The organism is Streptomyces sp. NPDC048392 (assembly GCF_043200575.1).
Lineage (GTDB): Bacteria > Actinomycetota > Actinomycetes > Streptomycetales > Streptomycetaceae > Streptomyces.
Genome location: NZ_JBICYB010000001.1, coordinates 738,726 through 753,968, shown reverse-complemented (window position 1 = coordinate 753,968; position 15,243 = coordinate 738,726). Strand labels below are relative to the sequence as shown.

The following is a 15,243-nucleotide window of genomic DNA, read 5'->3' as shown; positions in this document are numbered from 1 at the left end:
CCCATGATGCGTCAGTTCACGCCCCAGTCGCCGCCTCGCCGGCCGGGACGCTCGCGCATGGGCTCGCGTCGCTCGGCCATGGTCACCGCGCCGGTGCGCGGGTTGACTCGGGGTGATCGACGACTGGCGGCACCGGGCCGGCATCCATTCGACGGGTGGGCGTGACACGACATGATCGACGGACCGTACGTCGTGCTGACGGTGCTGGGCGTGCTCGGGGCCGGTCCGACGGCCGGTGTCTTCTGCGCCTTCTCCACCTTCGTCACGCGGGGACTCGCCGCCCTGCCGCCCGCGCAGGGGGTCGCGTACGGGTGCCTCGGCCGCCGCGGCGGTGGCGTACGTGCTGGCGCCGGCCTGAGTCGTCCGAGGGAGGACGGAGGCGCGGCCCCGGCGGGTGATGCCCAGGCCGGGGGGCCGTCCCGTGCTCTGCGCACGGCGCGGCCCGGTCGTATCGTGGACTCCGAGAGCGCCGACCGACGCCGCACGGCCAGCCACCCCGCGCGCAAGGAAGACGGCCATGGCCGACCCCAAGGGTTTCCTGACGACGCCCCGCGAGGAATGGCCCCGCAGACCGGCCGGGGAGCGGGTCCGGGACTGGAACGAGGTGTACGTTCCGGGCGGGCTGCTGCCGATCGTCGCTCGGCAGGCCGACCGGTGCATGGACTGCGGAGTCCCCTTCTGCCACGAGGCCTGCCCGCTGGGCAACCTGATCCCGGAGTGGAACGACCTCGTCTCCCGGTCGGACTGGCGGGCGGCGAGCGAACGCCTGCACGCCACGAACAACTTCCCGGAGTTCACCGGCCGGTTGTGCCCGGCACCGTGCGAGGCGGGCTGTGTGCTAGCCATCAACCAGCCCGCCGTCACCATCAAGAACGTCGAGTGCGCGATCGCCGACATGGCCTGGCAGGAGGGCTTCGTCCCGCCGCGGCCACCGGACCGGCTCTCCGGGAGAACGGTGGCGGTGATCGGCTCGGGGCCCGCGGGTCTCGCGGCGGCGCAGCAGCTGACCCGGGCCGGGCACACTGTCGCCGTGTACGAGCGGAACGACCGGATCGGCGGGCTGCTGCGCTACGGCATCCCCGAGTTCAAGATGGAGAAACGGCACCTGGAGCGGCGCGTCGGTCAGATGCGGGCCGAGGGGACGAGGTTCCGCACGTCCACGGCGGTCGGGCGGGACGTGGGCGCCGCCGAGCTGCGGACCCGCTACGACGCGGTGGTCATCGCCACCGGGGCGACCGCGTGGCGCGAGCTGACCACGCCCGGCCGGGAGCTGGCGGGGATTCATCAGGCGATGGAGTACCTGCCGCTGGCCAACCGGGTGTGCGAGGGCGACCTCGAGTGCTCTCCGTTGTCCGCCGCCGGGAGGCACGTCGTCATCGTCGGGGGCGGCGACACGGGCGCGGACTGTCTCGGTACGGCGGTGCGGGAGCGGGCGGCGTCAGTCACGCAGTTGGACATCTACGCTCAGCCGGGCGCGGAGCGCGACGAGGAGGCCGAGCCCTGGCCGACGTATCCGCGGCTGTACCGGCTGTCGGTGGCGCACGAGGAGGCGCGCGACCTGCGGTCCGCGCCGGCGGCGGACGCGGACGCGCGGTTGTTCGCGGCATCCACGCTCCGCTTCAGCGGCGACACGCAGGGACATGTGCGTTCGCTGCACCTGGTCGGGGTGGACGCCGGACGCCGTCCGCTGCCCGGCACCGAGCGGTCGCTTCCCGCGGACCTGGTCCTGCTCGCCCTCGGTTTCTCGGGGCCCGACCGGGAGGACGGTCTCGTCGACGGGCTGGGCCTGGAGACGGAGCCCCGTGGCACGATCGCCCGGGACCGGGACTTCGCGACCAACGTCCCGGGGGTGTTCGCCGCCGGGGACGCGGCACGCGGGCAGTCGCTCGTCGTCTGGGCGATCGCGGAGGGCCGGGCGGTGGCGGCGGCCGTCGACCGCCACCTGTCCGGCGGCAGCACCCGCCTGCCGGCCCCCGTCGGCCCGTACGACCGGCCGATGACGGCCTGAGTGCCGTCGCCGGCGGTACCGGACCGCCCGGGTCCCGCGCGGCAACGGGCCGGTCGCCGGCCCACCACTCACGGCCCGGTGCACGCGGCACACAGCTCACAACCCGCGGCACTCGACTGCAGCTCGCAGCTCACAGCCTGCGGCACGCGGCACGCGGCACGCGGCACGCGGCACGCGACAGCAGCTCACAGCCTGCGGCACGCGGCATAAGCTCACAGCCTGCGGCTCGCTGCTCGCGCCACGCGGCCTGCGGTTCACGGCCTGCGGTTCATGCGGTTCACGGCTTGCGGGCCACCGCCCCGTACCCCGGAATGACTCCGTCCTCCTGTCCGGCGACCGGCTCGCCCAGTTCGGGGTGCCACAGGTGCGGCACCACGACGCCGGGCTCGACCAGGTCGAGGCCGTCGAAGAAGCGGGTGAACCGCTCGCGGGAGCGCAGGGCCAGGGTGACCCCGGCGGCCCGGAGCTTCTCGGTGGCCGCCCGCGACTCCTCGGGCGTGAAGTCGGCCGTCGCGTAGGTCATCACCAGGTGGCTGCCGGAGGGCAGCTCGGCCAGCAGCCGGCCGACCAGGTCGTGCGCCCGGTCCTCGTCGGAGACGAAGTGCAGCAGCGCGACCAGGGACAGCGCGACGGGCCGGTCGAAGTCCAGGATCTTCCTGGCCCCCTCCAGGACGGCGTCCGGATCCCGGACGTCGGCCTGGAGGTACTCGGTCACACCCTCGGGCGTGCCACGCAACAGGGCGGCGGCGTGGGCCAGCACGATGGGGTCGTTGTCGCAGTAGACGACGCGGGCGTCGGGCGCGATCTCCTGGGCGACCCGGTGCAGATTGGGCTCGGTCGGGATTCCGGTGCCGACGTCCAGGAACTGGCGTATGCCGTGGCCCGCCAGCCACCGGGTGGCGCGGTGCATGAAAGCGCGGTTGACCCGTGCCATCACCGGCACCCTCGGGTCGAGGGTCAGCATCTGCCGGCCCATCGCCTCGTCGACCGGGTAGTTGTCCTTTCCGCCGAGATACCAGTCGTACATCCGCGCGGGGTGCGGCCTGCTCGTGTCGATCTCGGCGGTGCGGTGCTGCCCGGTCATGGCGCACTCCAGTGTTGGGTTCTCGTCGCGAGGGATGATCAACTCAATGCCAAACAGCTTAGAAAACAACAATCAACAGGGCGCACGTTTCAGGACAGCAGGAAGTCCGCCTCTCCCGCCTTCGCTCCCTCTATGAAGGCCGTCATCTCGGCCGAGGTGTAGATCAGCGCCGGCCCGTCCGGGTCGGTGGACTGCCGTACCGCGATCCGCCCGTCGGCGAGCTTCATCGCCTCCAGGCAGTTGCCTCCGTTACCGCCGCTCCACGGCTTGTGCCAGCCCTCGCTGCCCAGTTCGCGGGCGGGCATGCCGTTGTAGATCCGCTTGGTGCGGCTGAGTGGCGAGCGCTGGGGCTTGATGCGATTCATTCACAACTCCTTGCGGAGATCCCGGAGGATCTCCTTCGTGCGATGTGCCGTGGCGGCCTGCGCCGCCATGCGGTCCATGACCTCGAGGTGGGTCGCCACCTCGGCGCGCGCGTCGAGATAGACGGCACCGGTCAGGTACTCGCTGTAGACCATGTCCGGGAGTTCCGGCATGGCGAATCGGAACAGCACGAAGGGCCCGTACGTACCGGGGTGCGGCCCGCTGGAGAACGGGGCGACCTGCAGCGTCACGTTGGGCAGCTCCGTGGCCTCGAGCAGCCTGTCGATCTGGGCACGCATCACCTCCGGGCCCCCTACGGGGCGGCGCAGCGCGGTTTCGTCCATCACGACCCACAACCGGGGCGCGTCCTTACGGGTGAGCAGTTCCTGGCGCCGCATGCGCAGGTCGACATGGCGCTCGATGTCGTCGGGCCGGGTCTGTCCGATGGCGCCCGAGCGCAGTACCCCGCGCGCGTAGTCCTCGGTCTGCAGCACTCCGGGGACGAAGTGGGGCTCGTAGGAGCGGATCACGGCGGCCGCGCCCTCCAGGCTGACGTACAGCGAGAACCAGCCGGGCAGGATGTCGTGGAAGCGCTGCCACCACCCCGGCTTGTTGGCGTCCTCGGCGAGCCGGACGAAGGCGTCGGCCTCCTCGTCGCCGACGCCGTAGGCCTTCAGCAGGAGCTGGAGGTACGGGATCTTGAGGGCGACCTCGGCCATCTCCATGCGGCGGACCGTGGCGGGGGCGACGCGCAGGATGCGGGCGGCCTCCTCGCGCTTGAGGCCGGCACGTTCCCGCAGGTCCAGCAGGCGCCGGCCGAGTACGACCTGGCCGACCGTCGGCGCGGACCGCGGCTCGCTCACCGCCCACCTCCTGAAGAGTCCCGAAAGAGTCCTTGCGTCCCTGTTCCCTTGTACGGACAGCCCCGGCGAGCCCCGGCATGTCCTGGTGCGGACAGCCCGGCGGCGCCATTCGAAGACCTGTTCGAAGGCCTGGGGCAGGTCTTCGAGGGCCTGAAGTGGCGCCGCTCGACGTGCTGTTGCGAGCAGTGTGCCACGGCCGTCCAGAACGTCACACAGCACTCTGCATTTTTCAGAGTGACACTTGCCAAGTGTTCACGGCGGGGAGATAGTGGCAAGCGTGATTCCGTCCGCGCCCTTAGGAACAGACGCCGCCGCGGGCTCTCTGGGCCTCGGTGCCGCCATGGGAGCCGACTCCTCGGAGGCCGTCGCCGCCGAGCGCCGGTTCCGTTTCGAGCTGGCCGCACACCCGGGCTCCCCCGCGCAGGCCAGACGCCTGACACGAGCTCGGCTGAACGGCTGGGCGGTGTGCGAGGACACCTGCGACACCGCGGCCCTGGTGGTCTCCGAGCTGGTGACCAACGCGATCGTGCACACGGCGAGCAGACACATAGTGTGCGAGCTGCACGACGCCGACGACCTGGTCCGCATAGCCGTGCGCGACGAGGGCTGCGCCCCCGGCCAGCCACACCCCTCGGCCGATCAGCAGCCCGAGGACGAGCACGGCAGGGGTCTGCTGCTGGTCGACGCCCTGTGCGACGCCTGGGGCGCCCACGAGCACGGCCCCGGACTGCTGGTCTGGGCCGAGCTGCCGCGCGAGGCCGACGAACCGCTCGACCCGTCGGTGCCCCACAACGACCTGGGCTGGGGCGCCCGTCCGAAGCCCGGGCCCGCGGACGGCACGGGGGACGAGGGCGAGGCGGAATCGCGCCGCCGGGAAAGCCGAGAGACATGCCGCGGAACGGGGACCGAATGGCTATGAGGGCTGCGTCCGGCGTCCGACCTCTGGGTCTGGACACGATGGTCCGCATCCAGCGCGGCCGACCCGCTCCCGGGACACCCCTGAGGCTGCCCGTGCCGGACGGCATGACGGCACCGCTGGGCTGCGACGCGGTGGCGATGCCCGCCCGCCTCGCTCAGCAGGTGCTGCCCCGGCTGCCACGCGTGGGGTGCATCTACGCCGATGAGGCGCACTGGTGGTGGATCGTTCCGTCCGACTCCGACTACGCCCTGGAGTGGCCCGCGCCCGCGCGCTACGCCACCGGTGCGGCGGTACCCGGGGCCACGGCCCTGCCCGGCCTCATCCACCGCTCGGACGGCACGGTCCCCTACACGCCGCCCATCCCGCTGTACCTGGCCCTGTGCCGCCTGACGGACACGACGCCCACCTGGTCACGCCCGGTCAGCGCGTAGGCGCCCGCGCGACCCCGCGCTCCGCCGGTCTCCCTCCCCGGCCCCCGCCGCGCCTCGCACGCCCCCTTCCGCCGCCCGACCGGCCCGGGGTGCGCCCGCGCGCTCCGGCCTCCCCGGCTCACGCCCTGCCCGTGGGCGTCCCGCGCCCGCGATAGTGGCCGTCCGTCCACATTCGGGGGAGGCAGAGGGTGCGCAGGAAGGGCGGCACGACACCGGCCGGGGTCTCGGAGTCCGAACGGCTGCTCTTCGGCGGCCCCCTGCGCTACGACATGGGCTGGAACCAGCACGCCGACGCCTTCCTGGAGCTGGGGTTCCGGGCGATGCTGACCCGGCTGCCGTCCCTGCTCGCGTCCAGCCTCCGCCTCGCCCGGCAGGCCGACCCGCAGGCCGCGCGGACGGTGCTCACGGCCGAGGTGGGCCGGGGCCTCGCGCAGGCGGTCAGTCTCCTGGCGGTCAACAGTGTGCTGGCGGGGCTGATGGCCGACGGGCCGGTCGAGCACCGTCTGCGCGACGCCGTCCCCGCGCTGGTCACCGTCGCCGCCGTGATGATGGTCGCGGCCCTGCTACGGGCGGCGTCGACGTACGCGACCGGGCGGCTGGAGCCCAAGGTGGAACGGGTGGCCACGGAGCGGTACCTGGAGCGGGCCGCGGCCGTGGAGCTGTCGGCGATCGAGGACCACGCCTTCCACAAGCTCCTGGACACCGCGCAGTACGGCGCGGCCTCCGCGCGGCGCATGATCTCGTTCGGCACGCGCGTGGTGAACGCGATGATCTCGCTGATCGCGGCGGCCGGCGTCCTCACGGTGCTGCATCCGGCGCTGCTGCCCCTGCTGGTGACGATGACCCTGCCGAGCGCCTGGAGCGCGCTGACCCTGGCCCGCCGCCGGTACGAGTCCTTCCACGCCTGGGTACAGCACGAGCGGGCGGGACGGCTGTTGGCCGGTCTGCTCATCGAACCGGCCGCGGCCCCCGAGATACGGGTGCACGGAGTGGGCCCCTTCCTGCTTCGGCACTTCCGCGCCATGTCGGAGACCGCCGAGGCGGAGCAGGCACGGCTGGCCCGGCTGGCGGCCCGTACCGGACTGATCGCGGCGGCGTGGACGGGGCTGGCGACGGCGGCGACGTACGCGACTCTCGGCGGGCTGCTGCTGGGCGGCGCGATGGCCCTGTCCGTCGCGGGTACGGCCGTGATCGCGATCCGCACCGGCTCGCAGAGCCTCGGCACCCTGGTCGTGGAGGTCAACGCGCTCCACGAGGAGGCCCTGTTCGTCGGCGACCTCGACCGGCTGCACGTGGAGGCGGCCGAGCGGGCCATCCCGGTGGGCGGCGCCGCACTGCCGGACGACCCGAAGCAGATCCGCTTCGAGAACGTCACCTTCCGCTACCCGGGCGACGCCACCCGCCCGGCGCTCGACGACGTGACGCTCTCCCTGCCCCTGGGCCGGATCGTGGCACTCGTCGGTGAGAACGGCTCGGGCAAGACGACGCTGGTCAAGCTGCTCGCCGGGCTGTACACACCGGACCGGGGCCGCATCACCTGGGACGGCATCGACGCGGCGACGGCGGACCGGCACGCCCTGGCCGAACGGGTCGCGATGGTGGCCCAGGACTTCAAACGCTGGCCGTTCACCGCGCGGGTGAACGTCGCCGTGGGCCGCTCCTCGGCACCGCTCGGCGAGGAACGGGTGGCCGCCGCAGTCGCCGAGGCCGGGGCCGAGGAGGTGGTCGCCGATCTGCCGCGCGGCCTGGACACGCTGCTGGCCCGCGACTTCAGCGGCGGCCACGAGCTGTCCGGCGGCCAGTGGCAGCGGGTCGGGATCGCCAGGGCGGCGTACCGGCAGGGCCACATCCTCATCGTGGACGAACCGACGGCGGCCCTGGACGCCCGCGCGGAACTGGAGGTCTTCGAGAAGATCCGCGCCCTGGCCGGCAGCGGACAGACGGTCGTCCTCATCACCCACCGGCTGGCGTCGGTACGCCACGCCGACCTGGTGCACGTCCTGGACCAGGGCCGGCTCGTGGAGTCCGGGACCCCGGACGAGCTGCTGGCCTCCGGTGGGGTCTACGCGGAGCTGTACTCGCTCCAGGCGGAACAGTTCACGAAGGCTCCGGTGCCGGCCCCGGAGGCGCGCTGACGGCGACGCCCGGCCGCGTTCGGGGGCGCGTCAGGCCGCCGCGTCACCCGCGGCGTCACCGCGGCGCACGACGACCAGGAACATGTCCGTGGCGAGGTCCATGACGACCTCGGCGGGCAGGCCTTCCAGACGCCGCGCCTGGGCGAACTCCTCCGCCGGCCACGATCCTCGCGGTCCACCGGCGGGAAAGCGTTCGAGCACCGTTCGCCCGCTCACTCCGCACCTCCATGTAGCGCTGTACTCGTAGAGTTAAACGCCAACCATGGAGCGAACGCCTCGCGCGGTGACGGTACTGAGACATAGTTGACACCCGTTCACCGCAAAGTGTGATCCGCGGCTCAGCCGTTCGGCCGTTTTCGCTACGGAGCGTCTCAGTCCTCGTACTCGTCGTGGTAGCGGACTCTCCCGCTGCCCGCGGGCGCACCGAGAGCCGACGCACGTCCCTCGGGTTTCTCCCAGGGCTCCTGCCGGCCGAGCGCGGTCAGGTCGAGCAGGCTGGTGGTCGAGCCGAGCCCGTCGAGACCGCGCTCGTAGGTCGAGTAGGTGTGGAAGACCCGCTCGCCCTCCCGCAGGAAGCAGCTGAGCCCCGGCCGCTCCACCAGCTCGCCCTCGTGCTCGAAGGTGACCTCGAAGTCGGTGTTGAAGTCGCTGACGTACGACGAGTACCAGGGCAGGGTCCAGCCCATCCGCGCCTTGAACGGCAGGAGCCTCGGATACGGCGCCCGGGAGACGGCCGCGAACGACGTACCGCGCGCCCTCAGGTGCGCGAGGTGCCCGATCTGGTCCAGGAACGCCGAGCAGCCGCTGCAGCCGGCGTCCCACTCGGGCGCGAACATGAAGTGGTGGACGACGAGCTGGTCCCGGCCCTCGAAGAGGTCGAGCAGCGTGGCCTTGCCGTCGCCGCCCTCGAACACGTACTCCTGGTCGATCTCCACCATGGGCAGCCCGCGCCGTTCGGCGTTGAGGGCGTCACGCGCGCGGGTGGCCGCCTTCTCCTTCACCAGTAGGGCCTCGCGCGCCCCGCGCCAGTCCGCGCGGGTGACGATCTCGGGCAGCGACATGGCTCCGGCCTCCTGTGTGCGACGTGTCCCGCTCCGACGGCCCGACGGCCCGCCGGGGTGGTGACCCAAGGGTGGAACGGAACTCATCGCTGCCCGGCGGACATTCTTTTCAGGAGGCTGCCGAAAAGCCGCTGACCAGGTCCTTCAGATGTCGTACTCCTGGATGCGCCGACCGTGTCCACGGTCGGTCACGAGATCGGCGGGCTTCCCGGCGGAGCCGGCGGTCCGCTCGTGCGAAGAAGGGCGTCATCGGGCAAAAGTACGGCGCGGCGGGCCGTACGGCTCCGGTCCGGCGCGGTCGCTCACCGCGCGAGCGGCAGTTCGGAGTGGCGCGGGTCCACGCGGCCGCGCCGCTCGGCGAGTTCGCCGCGCAGGGCAGCGAGCCGTTCCGTGTGGCGCGGGGTGAGCCCGCCGGTGTCGTCCAGGTGTACGGCGCACGCGGTGGTGGTGTCGACGAGCCGTTCGAGGACCGCGGCGACCTCGTCGGTGCCCTCGGAGTGCCGGGCGAGGGCGGGCAGTTCGGCGGCGGCCCTGGCGATGGCGGCGCGGGCCTCGGCGAGGGTGCGGTACGCCTCGCGGCGCAGCGTCCACCGGGTGGCACGGTCGTCGGACTCGCTCAGTACGTGCGTGAGGTAGGCGTGCGCGGCGGCGTCGGCGGCGTCGATACGGGCCCGGATGCCGGCGGCCCGCTGCCCCGGCATCGGCAGATGCCCGACGACCAGCACGATCGCGCAGGCGAGCAGCGTCTCCCCGATGCGGCCTGCGGAGGCCTGGGGTTCGCCGCCCACCATGACCAGGGCGAGTACGAGGACGGTGACGACGGTGGTCTGGGCTGCGAAGTGCCGCGCGGCGACCGGCACCAGGGCACCGCAGACGGCGACGAGCAGGACGAGCCCCTCCGGCCGGGGCAGCACGGCGGCGAACCCGGCGAACAGCAGCGCCCCGAGCACGGTCCCGGCCGCCCGGCACAGCACTCGGGACACGAGCGGGCCGAGGTCGGGCTTGACGAGGAAGACCGCGGTGGCGGGCAGCCAGTACCAGTGCTGGTGGGAGCCGTACCAGTGGCCGTGGTGCAGTGCCTGGGCGGCGGCGGCACTGGCGCCGAAGCACAGCCCGACCCGCAGCCCGTACTCCCGCCCGCCGGCACCGAGCACGGCACGCGCCAGGGAACGGGGCGACCGCCTGCGGGTGTGCAGGTCTCCTCCCCCGCCCCGGTCGAAGGCCACCGCGGCGTGCAGCAAGGCGTCGTCCAGGGCACGCAGGGCGGGATCGGTGCGGCTGGGGGCGGGCAGCGGACCGGCGTGGGTGTTGCCGCGGACGGCCGCCGCGAGCCGCCGTGGCCCTTCGGCGGCTCGCGCGGGCACGGCCCGCTCCGCCCAGGCGAGCGCGGTCACGGCCTCGCCGAGGGGCAGTGCGGCGGCGTACTGGGCGTGCAGCCGGCGTTCGGCCGCGGTCGAGGCACGGCGTCGCAGCCGGGGTCCGGCGAGTGCGTCCTGTGCGTGGTCGAGCGCGGCGGTGAGCGCGGCCCGCCGGGCGACGGCGTGCTCCGTGCCGACCGCGTCCAGCAGCGTGGCGACGGCCTCGTAGACGTCGGCGACGGCCGCCCGCTCCCCGTCGAAGCGGAAGTCGCGGCGGAGGTCGCCGGTGAGGGATCCGGGCGTGGGCAGGACCAGTCGCAGCGCGAGCAGCCAGCCGGCGCCGCCGAGAAAGGCGAGCGCGCTCTGCCACCCGGGGTCGGGCAGCGGCATCCCGGCGCCCACGGCGGCGGTGACCAGCACCTGCGTCCCCGTCCCGGACGCCACGGGCCCCACGGCGCTGATGCCTCCGGCGAGCAGCCCGAGCCCGGTCAGCACCAGAGTCAGCGACACGGCGCCGAGGTCCTGCCCGGCGTACGTCCCGACGAGCAGCCCGACCGCCCCCGCGAGCGCGGGTACGCCGATCCGCCGTACGGAGGTACGGCGGCTGCCGGGCCGGTCGTTGATGCCGGCCAGCATGGCCGCGATCGCGGCGACGACACCGAGGGAGGCCCGCCCGGCGAGCAGCGCGGCGAGCAGCAGCGGCCCGCCGGCCAGCGCGCCCCGGAGCACCGCGTTCCATGGGACGGGGCCGCGCTGGGCGCTCAGGGCATGCGCGAGCCAGGGCGGAAGCGTCTGGGCGGCGCGGCGAGCGGTACGGAACACGGGTGCGGGGCTCCTGTCGTCCGGTCGAGGGCGGGGGTGGGCCTTCGGGCGACGGTGGCCGGGCTGGGTGGTGCGCCGCCAAGCGTACGACGGTTTCCCGAGGTCGTGGAAACGGGCCGGTTTCGGGGAGATGACGGCCGTCGAGCACAGCGGTGGCGAAGGCCACCCACGCCTGCGGCGTGCGGCCGGCCACCGGAGGGAACGCCCGGCGTGGGCGCTGGGTGCGGGCTCACCACCGCGGGGCGGGGCGGACGCCGGGGAGCGTGGACGGCCGGGGTGCGGGCAGCGAGCGAAATCCGGGTGCGCGGCGCGGGCGGAGAACGGACGATCGGGAGGTGGTCCGCCCGCCTTCCAGGAGTTCACGTGATCCAGCGCGTCACCGTGCCCGGTCTGTTCCCGCCGCCCGCCTACTCCCACGCCTCCGTCGTCGAGGCCGGGACCAGGCTCGCGTTCCTCGCCGGGTCCGTTCCGCTCGACGCGGAGGGGAAGCTGGTCGGCGATGGCGATCCGGTGCGTCAGGCCGAGCAGGTGATCGCGAACCTCACCGAGCAGTTGCGCGCCGTCGGCAGCGGGCTCGAGCACGTGCTGTCGACCGCCGTGTACGTCGTGAGCACCGGCACCGCCACCCTGTCCGCCGTCTGGGACGTCGTCGAGGCCTCGGGGCTCAGTACCGGTCCGCACTCCTCGACGCTGCTCGGCGTCAGCTGCCTCGGGTACACGGGGCAGCTGGTGGAGATCACGGCGACCGCGGCCGTGCCGGAGGCGAGCCGCCCGTGAACGAGGAGCGGGAGCCGCACGTGCGTTACGTGTGGCGGCCCTGAACCTTGGTTCCCGGTTCCCGGTTCCCGGTGCCAGTTCCCGGTTCTCGGTTCTCGGTGCCAGTTCCTGGTTCCCGGTTCCCGGTGCCAGTTCCCGGTTCCCGGTACCGGTTCCTGGTGCCCGGTTCCTGGTTCCTCGCTGTCGGCCGGGTCAGGCGTCGCCGCGGGCGTACCTGTCCGTCGCCGCCAGCAGAGCCTCGTCCCCGGTCGCCCCCGCGTCGTGCCCGGCCTCGTCCACGACCACCAGCTCGCTGTCCGGCCAGGCGTGGTGGAGCCGCCAGACGATGCCGAGAAGGTTGCCGAAGTCGAGGCTGCCCTGGACCAGGGTGCCGGGGATGCCCTTCAGCAGGTGGGCGTTCCTGAGCACCACGCCCTCGTCGTTGCCGTCGCCGAGGAAGTGGCCGTTGCCCCAGTAGTGCGTGACAGTGCGGGCGAAGCCCATGCGGAACTCCGGATCCCGGAACCGGGCGACCGAGCCGGGCGGCGCCGGGATGGTCGCCGTCTCCCAGTCCGTCCAGGCACGCGCGGCGCGCTCGCGGACCGCGGCGTCCGGCGACTCCAGCAGCCGGTTGTAGGCGGCGGGCAGGTTGCCGTCGCGCTCGTCCGGGGGCAGCTCGGCGAGGAACCGCTCGTGCGCCTCGGGGAAGATCTTTCCCAGCCCGCGGGTCAGGAGGTCCACCTCGGCGTCGGAGCCGGTCGCGACCCCGGTCAGCACCAGCTCGGTCACCACCCCGGGGTGCGTCTGCGCGTACCGCAGTCCCAGGACGGAGCCCCACGACACGCCCCACACCAGCCAGCGCGCGATGCCCAGGTGGGCGCGCAGCCGCTCCAGGTCCCCCATGACGTGAGCGGTCGTGTTGACGCTCATGTCGGTGCCGTAGGCGCTCGCGCGGGGCAGCGAACGTCCGGCGCCGCGCTGGTCGACGAGGACGATCCGGTAGGCGGCGGGATCGAAGTACCTCCTGTGTCCCGGACTTGTGCGGGATCCCGGTCCACCGTGCAGCACCAGCGCGGGCTTGCCGTGCGGGTTGCCGCTCGTCTCCCAGTACACGTGATTGCCGTCGCCGACGTCGAGCATGCCGTGGTCGTACGGTTCGGTCTCCGGATACAGGCCCATCGGAGCACCGTAGTCGCGCCGACCCGGTGGGTTCCTCCCCTTTACCGGACGGCCTCACCGGACGGGCAGGCCCGCCGTCCGCGCCGCCGTGCGCAGCACGTCCCGGAGCATCTCGGGGGTGAGCCGGCCGGTGAAGGTGTTGCGCTGGCTGACGTGGAAGCAGCCGAAGAGATCCAGGCCGGGTCCCTCGGCGGCGTCCAGCGTCACGTGTCCGCCGTGCGCGAAGGCCGGACGGGGGCGGGGCACGGTCCAGCCCGCCCCGGCGAACGCGGGCAGCGTGGCCTGCCAGCCGAAGGCGCCGAGGACGACCACCGCCCGCAGCGCGGGCCGCAGCAGTTCCAGCTCCTGTACGAGCCAGGGGCGGCAGGTGTCGCGTTCGGCGGGGGTCGGCTTGTTGGCGGGTGGGGCGCAGTGCACGGGCGAGGTGATGCGCACGCCGTACAGCTCCAGGCCGTCGTCGGCACGGACCGCGGTGGGCTGGGAGGCGAGGCCCACGTCGTACAACGCCTGGTACAGCACGTCTCCGGAGCGGTCGCCGGTGAACATCCGGCCGGTGCGGTTGCCGCCGTGGGCCGCGGGGGCCAGCCCGACGATCAGGAGGCGGGCGTCCGGCGGGCCGAAGCCCGGCACCGGCCGGCCCCAGTACGTCCAGTCGGAGAAGGCCGCCCGCTTGGTACGGGCCACCTCCTCCCGCCACTCGACCAGCCTCGGGCAGGCCCGGCACCCCGCGATCCGCCGGTCGAGATCGGAGAGTCCGCCGGTGTCCATGCGTCCACCGTAGGGCCTTGGAGGACAGCCCCGGGCCGGGAGGGTTTCCAGGGGCTCGACCGGGCCCGTCGGCCGGCCGCGGGAATCGCGCCCCGTTCCACTGTGCCGGGCGGTTAAGGTCGAGCCATGGCTTCCGAGCATGACGAAGGCAGGGACGGCCGGGTGGCCGAACCGCGGGACGGCGCCGCTGCCGCCGCCGGGGCGCCGGACCCGAAGACCGCCGCGGCGGTCGCCGCGGCCGAGGCGGCCGGGCCGCAGAACGGCGAGAGCGTCCGGGTGGACAGCTGGATCTGGGCCGTCCGCCTCGTCAAGACCCGCTCGCTGGGCGCGACCGCCTGCCGCGGCGGCCATGTCCGGGTGAACGGCGAGCGTGTGAAGCCCGCGTACTCCCTGCGCGTCGGCGACGAGGTGCGCCTGCGGCAAGAGGGCCGGGAACGCGTCGTCGTCGTGAAGCGGCTGATCCGCAAGCGCGTCGGTGCGCCGGTCGCCGTCCAGTGCTACGTCGACAACTCCCCGCCGCCCCCGCCCCGCGAGGCCGTCGCCCCGGCCGGTATCCGTGACCGCGGCGCGGGGCGCCCGACCAAGCGCGACCGCCGCGAGATGGACCGGCTGCGCGGGCTGGAGGGCCTGAGCAGCTCCCGGAGGGACGCCGGGACCAGGCCCTGAGTCCGTCCCGCGGGGCGGTCGTGCCCGATCAGCCGCTCCGGACTCGTACCAGTCGGCGCGGCTCCTCGCTGTGCCCGCGGCGGGTCCGGGCCACGAGATCAGGAGGGGCACCGTCAGGAGGAGCGGTGTCGCCGCGTTCGCCCCCGTCGAAGCAGGTGTGCTGGACGACGAACGTGCCCGTCATCAGCGCGCTCAGTGCCGTCGCCGCCACCGAGCCGCTATCTCTGCCTCTGTCGCTCGCTCCGCCGTGCGGGTACGGCCCTCACCCACGTCCCGTGCGTAGAGCTCTACCGCGCAGCCGTCCGGGGTGATGGCCCCGGGACCCGTCCCCTGATAGCCCTCTCGCATCTTCAGCTCCATGCCCTTCCAACGGCCCGTCCTCGCACAGCCGTTCCCACTCGATACCGATTCACCCGACCAAGTGAACGCGCCTGGTCCGCGGTAGGACCGGTACTACCGGTCGGCGGTGCGACCGGGTTCGTCCGGTGCGGCGGTACGCCTCGTTTCCCCCTCGCGAGCTGCCGGAGTACGTTCGTTGCAGGAGTCGTGAACCGATGCGTACAGGCAGTGAACCGGCCACCGCGCGCAGTGCCCTGCGGGCGCGTCTCTGGCTGAGCCTGTGGGGGCTGGTCTGGGCGGTCTTCGGCACGGCGGCCTTCGCGCTCACCGGGCGCTTCGGATGGGCGCTCGCCTGCGGAGTGCTGTGGCTCGTCGTCACGGTCGACCTGACCGTGATCCTCCGGCGCATCCGCCAAGGCCCGCACTACCAGCCGGGACGGGACGTCCCGCCGTACTCGCCGCCGAAGCGCTGACGGTCCTGGAACGCCACG

15 protein-coding genes and 1 pseudogene are annotated in these 15,243 nt (G+C 73.4%); 7 read left to right on the top strand and 9 right to left on the bottom strand.

The annotated features are described in order from the left end of the window. Positions 1-517 precede the first annotated feature (517 nt). Positions 518-2,008: a glutamate synthase subunit beta gene (locus ACGFYH_RS03270; protein ID WP_393801402.1), complete on the top strand. Its 1,491-nt coding sequence runs from the start codon at positions 518-520 to the stop codon at positions 2,006-2,008. A gap of 277 nt (positions 2,009-2,285) precedes the next feature. On the opposite strand, the gene ACGFYH_RS03265 is transcribed toward ACGFYH_RS03270, so the two are convergent. The 3 genes from ACGFYH_RS03265 to ACGFYH_RS03255 all read right to left on the bottom strand — a co-directional run bounded on the left by ACGFYH_RS03265 (position 2,286) and on the right by ACGFYH_RS03255 (position 4,318). Then, positions 2,286-3,092 carry an SAM-dependent methyltransferase gene (locus ACGFYH_RS03265; protein ID WP_393801401.1) on the bottom strand — a complete coding sequence of 269 codons (807 nt, stop codon included), beginning with the start codon at positions 3,090-3,092 and terminating at the stop codon, positions 2,286-2,288. An 89-nt stretch (positions 3,093-3,181) separates the two neighbouring features. After that, complete coding sequence (locus ACGFYH_RS03260) at positions 3,182-3,457, bottom strand: DUF397 domain-containing protein (RefSeq protein ID WP_393801400.1); 276 nt, start codon at positions 3,455-3,457, stop codon at positions 3,182-3,184. Then, positions 3,458-4,318, bottom strand: a complete 861-nt coding sequence (locus tag ACGFYH_RS03255) for a helix-turn-helix transcriptional regulator (protein WP_393801399.1) — start codon at positions 4,316-4,318, stop codon at positions 3,458-3,460. A 268-nt stretch (positions 4,319-4,586) separates the two neighbouring features. Between ACGFYH_RS03255 and ACGFYH_RS03250 the strand changes: the two genes are divergently transcribed. The 3 genes from ACGFYH_RS03250 (at position 4,587) to ACGFYH_RS03240 (ending at position 7,803) form a co-directional block, all read left to right on the top strand. After that, positions 4,587-5,237, top strand: a complete 651-nt coding sequence (locus ACGFYH_RS03250; RefSeq protein ID WP_393801398.1) for an ATP-binding protein — start codon at positions 4,587-4,589, stop codon at positions 5,235-5,237. Next, the gene (locus ACGFYH_RS03245) at positions 5,228-5,668 is read left to right on the top strand and encodes a hypothetical protein (RefSeq protein WP_393801397.1); all 441 of its coding nucleotides are present in this window, start codon (positions 5,228-5,230) and stop codon (positions 5,666-5,668) included. The genes ACGFYH_RS03250 and ACGFYH_RS03245 overlap by 10 nt, the downstream gene beginning before the upstream one ends. A gap of 269 nt (positions 5,669-5,937) precedes the next feature. Then, the gene (locus tag ACGFYH_RS03240; RefSeq protein WP_393801525.1) at positions 5,938-7,803 is read left to right on the top strand and encodes an ABC transporter ATP-binding protein; all 1,866 of its coding nucleotides are present in this window, start codon (positions 5,938-5,940) and stop codon (positions 7,801-7,803) included. A gap of 30 nt (positions 7,804-7,833) precedes the next feature. Here the strand turns inward: ACGFYH_RS03240 and ACGFYH_RS03235 are convergent, their stop codons facing one another. The 3 genes from ACGFYH_RS03235 to ACGFYH_RS03225 form a co-directional block, all read right to left on the bottom strand. After that, on the bottom strand, positions 7,834-8,019 hold the full coding sequence (locus ACGFYH_RS03235; RefSeq protein ID WP_393801396.1) for a hypothetical protein: 186 nt from the start codon (positions 8,017-8,019) through the stop codon (positions 7,834-7,836). Between the two features lie 155 nt (positions 8,020-8,174). Further along, entirely contained in the window at positions 8,175-8,864 is a 690-nt protein-coding gene (locus tag ACGFYH_RS03230; protein ID WP_393801395.1) for a DUF899 domain-containing protein, read from the bottom strand. Between the two features lie 302 nt (positions 8,865-9,166). Next, positions 9,167-11,044 (bottom strand): FUSC family protein, encoded by a 1,878-nt coding sequence (locus ACGFYH_RS03225; RefSeq protein ID WP_393801394.1) that lies wholly within the window; start codon positions 11,042-11,044, stop codon positions 9,167-9,169. 363 nt (positions 11,045-11,407) lie between these two features. Between ACGFYH_RS03225 and ACGFYH_RS03220 the strand changes: the two genes are divergently transcribed. Beyond that, positions 11,408-11,821, top strand: coding sequence for a RidA family protein (locus ACGFYH_RS03220; protein WP_393801393.1), 414 nt, complete (start codon positions 11,408-11,410; stop codon positions 11,819-11,821). Between the two features lie 192 nt (positions 11,822-12,013). On the opposite strand, the gene pip is transcribed toward ACGFYH_RS03220, so the two are convergent. Beyond that, positions 12,014-12,979 (bottom strand): prolyl aminopeptidase, encoded by a 966-nt coding sequence (gene pip, locus ACGFYH_RS03215; RefSeq protein ID WP_393801392.1) that lies wholly within the window; start codon positions 12,977-12,979, stop codon positions 12,014-12,016. Between the two features lie 54 nt (positions 12,980-13,033). Continuing rightward, the gene (locus ACGFYH_RS03210) at positions 13,034-13,747 is read right to left on the bottom strand and encodes a uracil-DNA glycosylase (protein ID WP_393801391.1); all 714 of its coding nucleotides are present in this window, start codon (positions 13,745-13,747) and stop codon (positions 13,034-13,036) included. Positions 13,748-13,873: 126 nt separating this feature from the next. Here ACGFYH_RS03210 and ACGFYH_RS03205 point away from each other — a divergent pair, with 126 nt between their 5' ends. After that, positions 13,874-14,413, top strand: a complete 540-nt coding sequence (locus ACGFYH_RS03205; protein WP_393801390.1) for an RNA-binding S4 domain-containing protein — start codon at positions 13,874-13,876, stop codon at positions 14,411-14,413. Between the two features lie 273 nt (positions 14,414-14,686). Here ACGFYH_RS03205 and ACGFYH_RS03200 read toward each other — a convergent pair. Next, positions 14,687-14,773: pseudogene (locus tag ACGFYH_RS03200) on the bottom strand (SAM-dependent methyltransferase); the annotation flags it as partial. 194 nt (positions 14,774-14,967) lie between these two features. On the opposite strand from ACGFYH_RS03200, the gene ACGFYH_RS03195 reads away from it, so the two are divergent. Then, the gene (locus tag ACGFYH_RS03195) at positions 14,968-15,225 is read left to right on the top strand and encodes a DUF6343 family protein (protein ID WP_393801389.1); all 258 of its coding nucleotides are present in this window, start codon (positions 14,968-14,970) and stop codon (positions 15,223-15,225) included. Positions 15,226-15,243 lie beyond the last annotated feature (18 nt).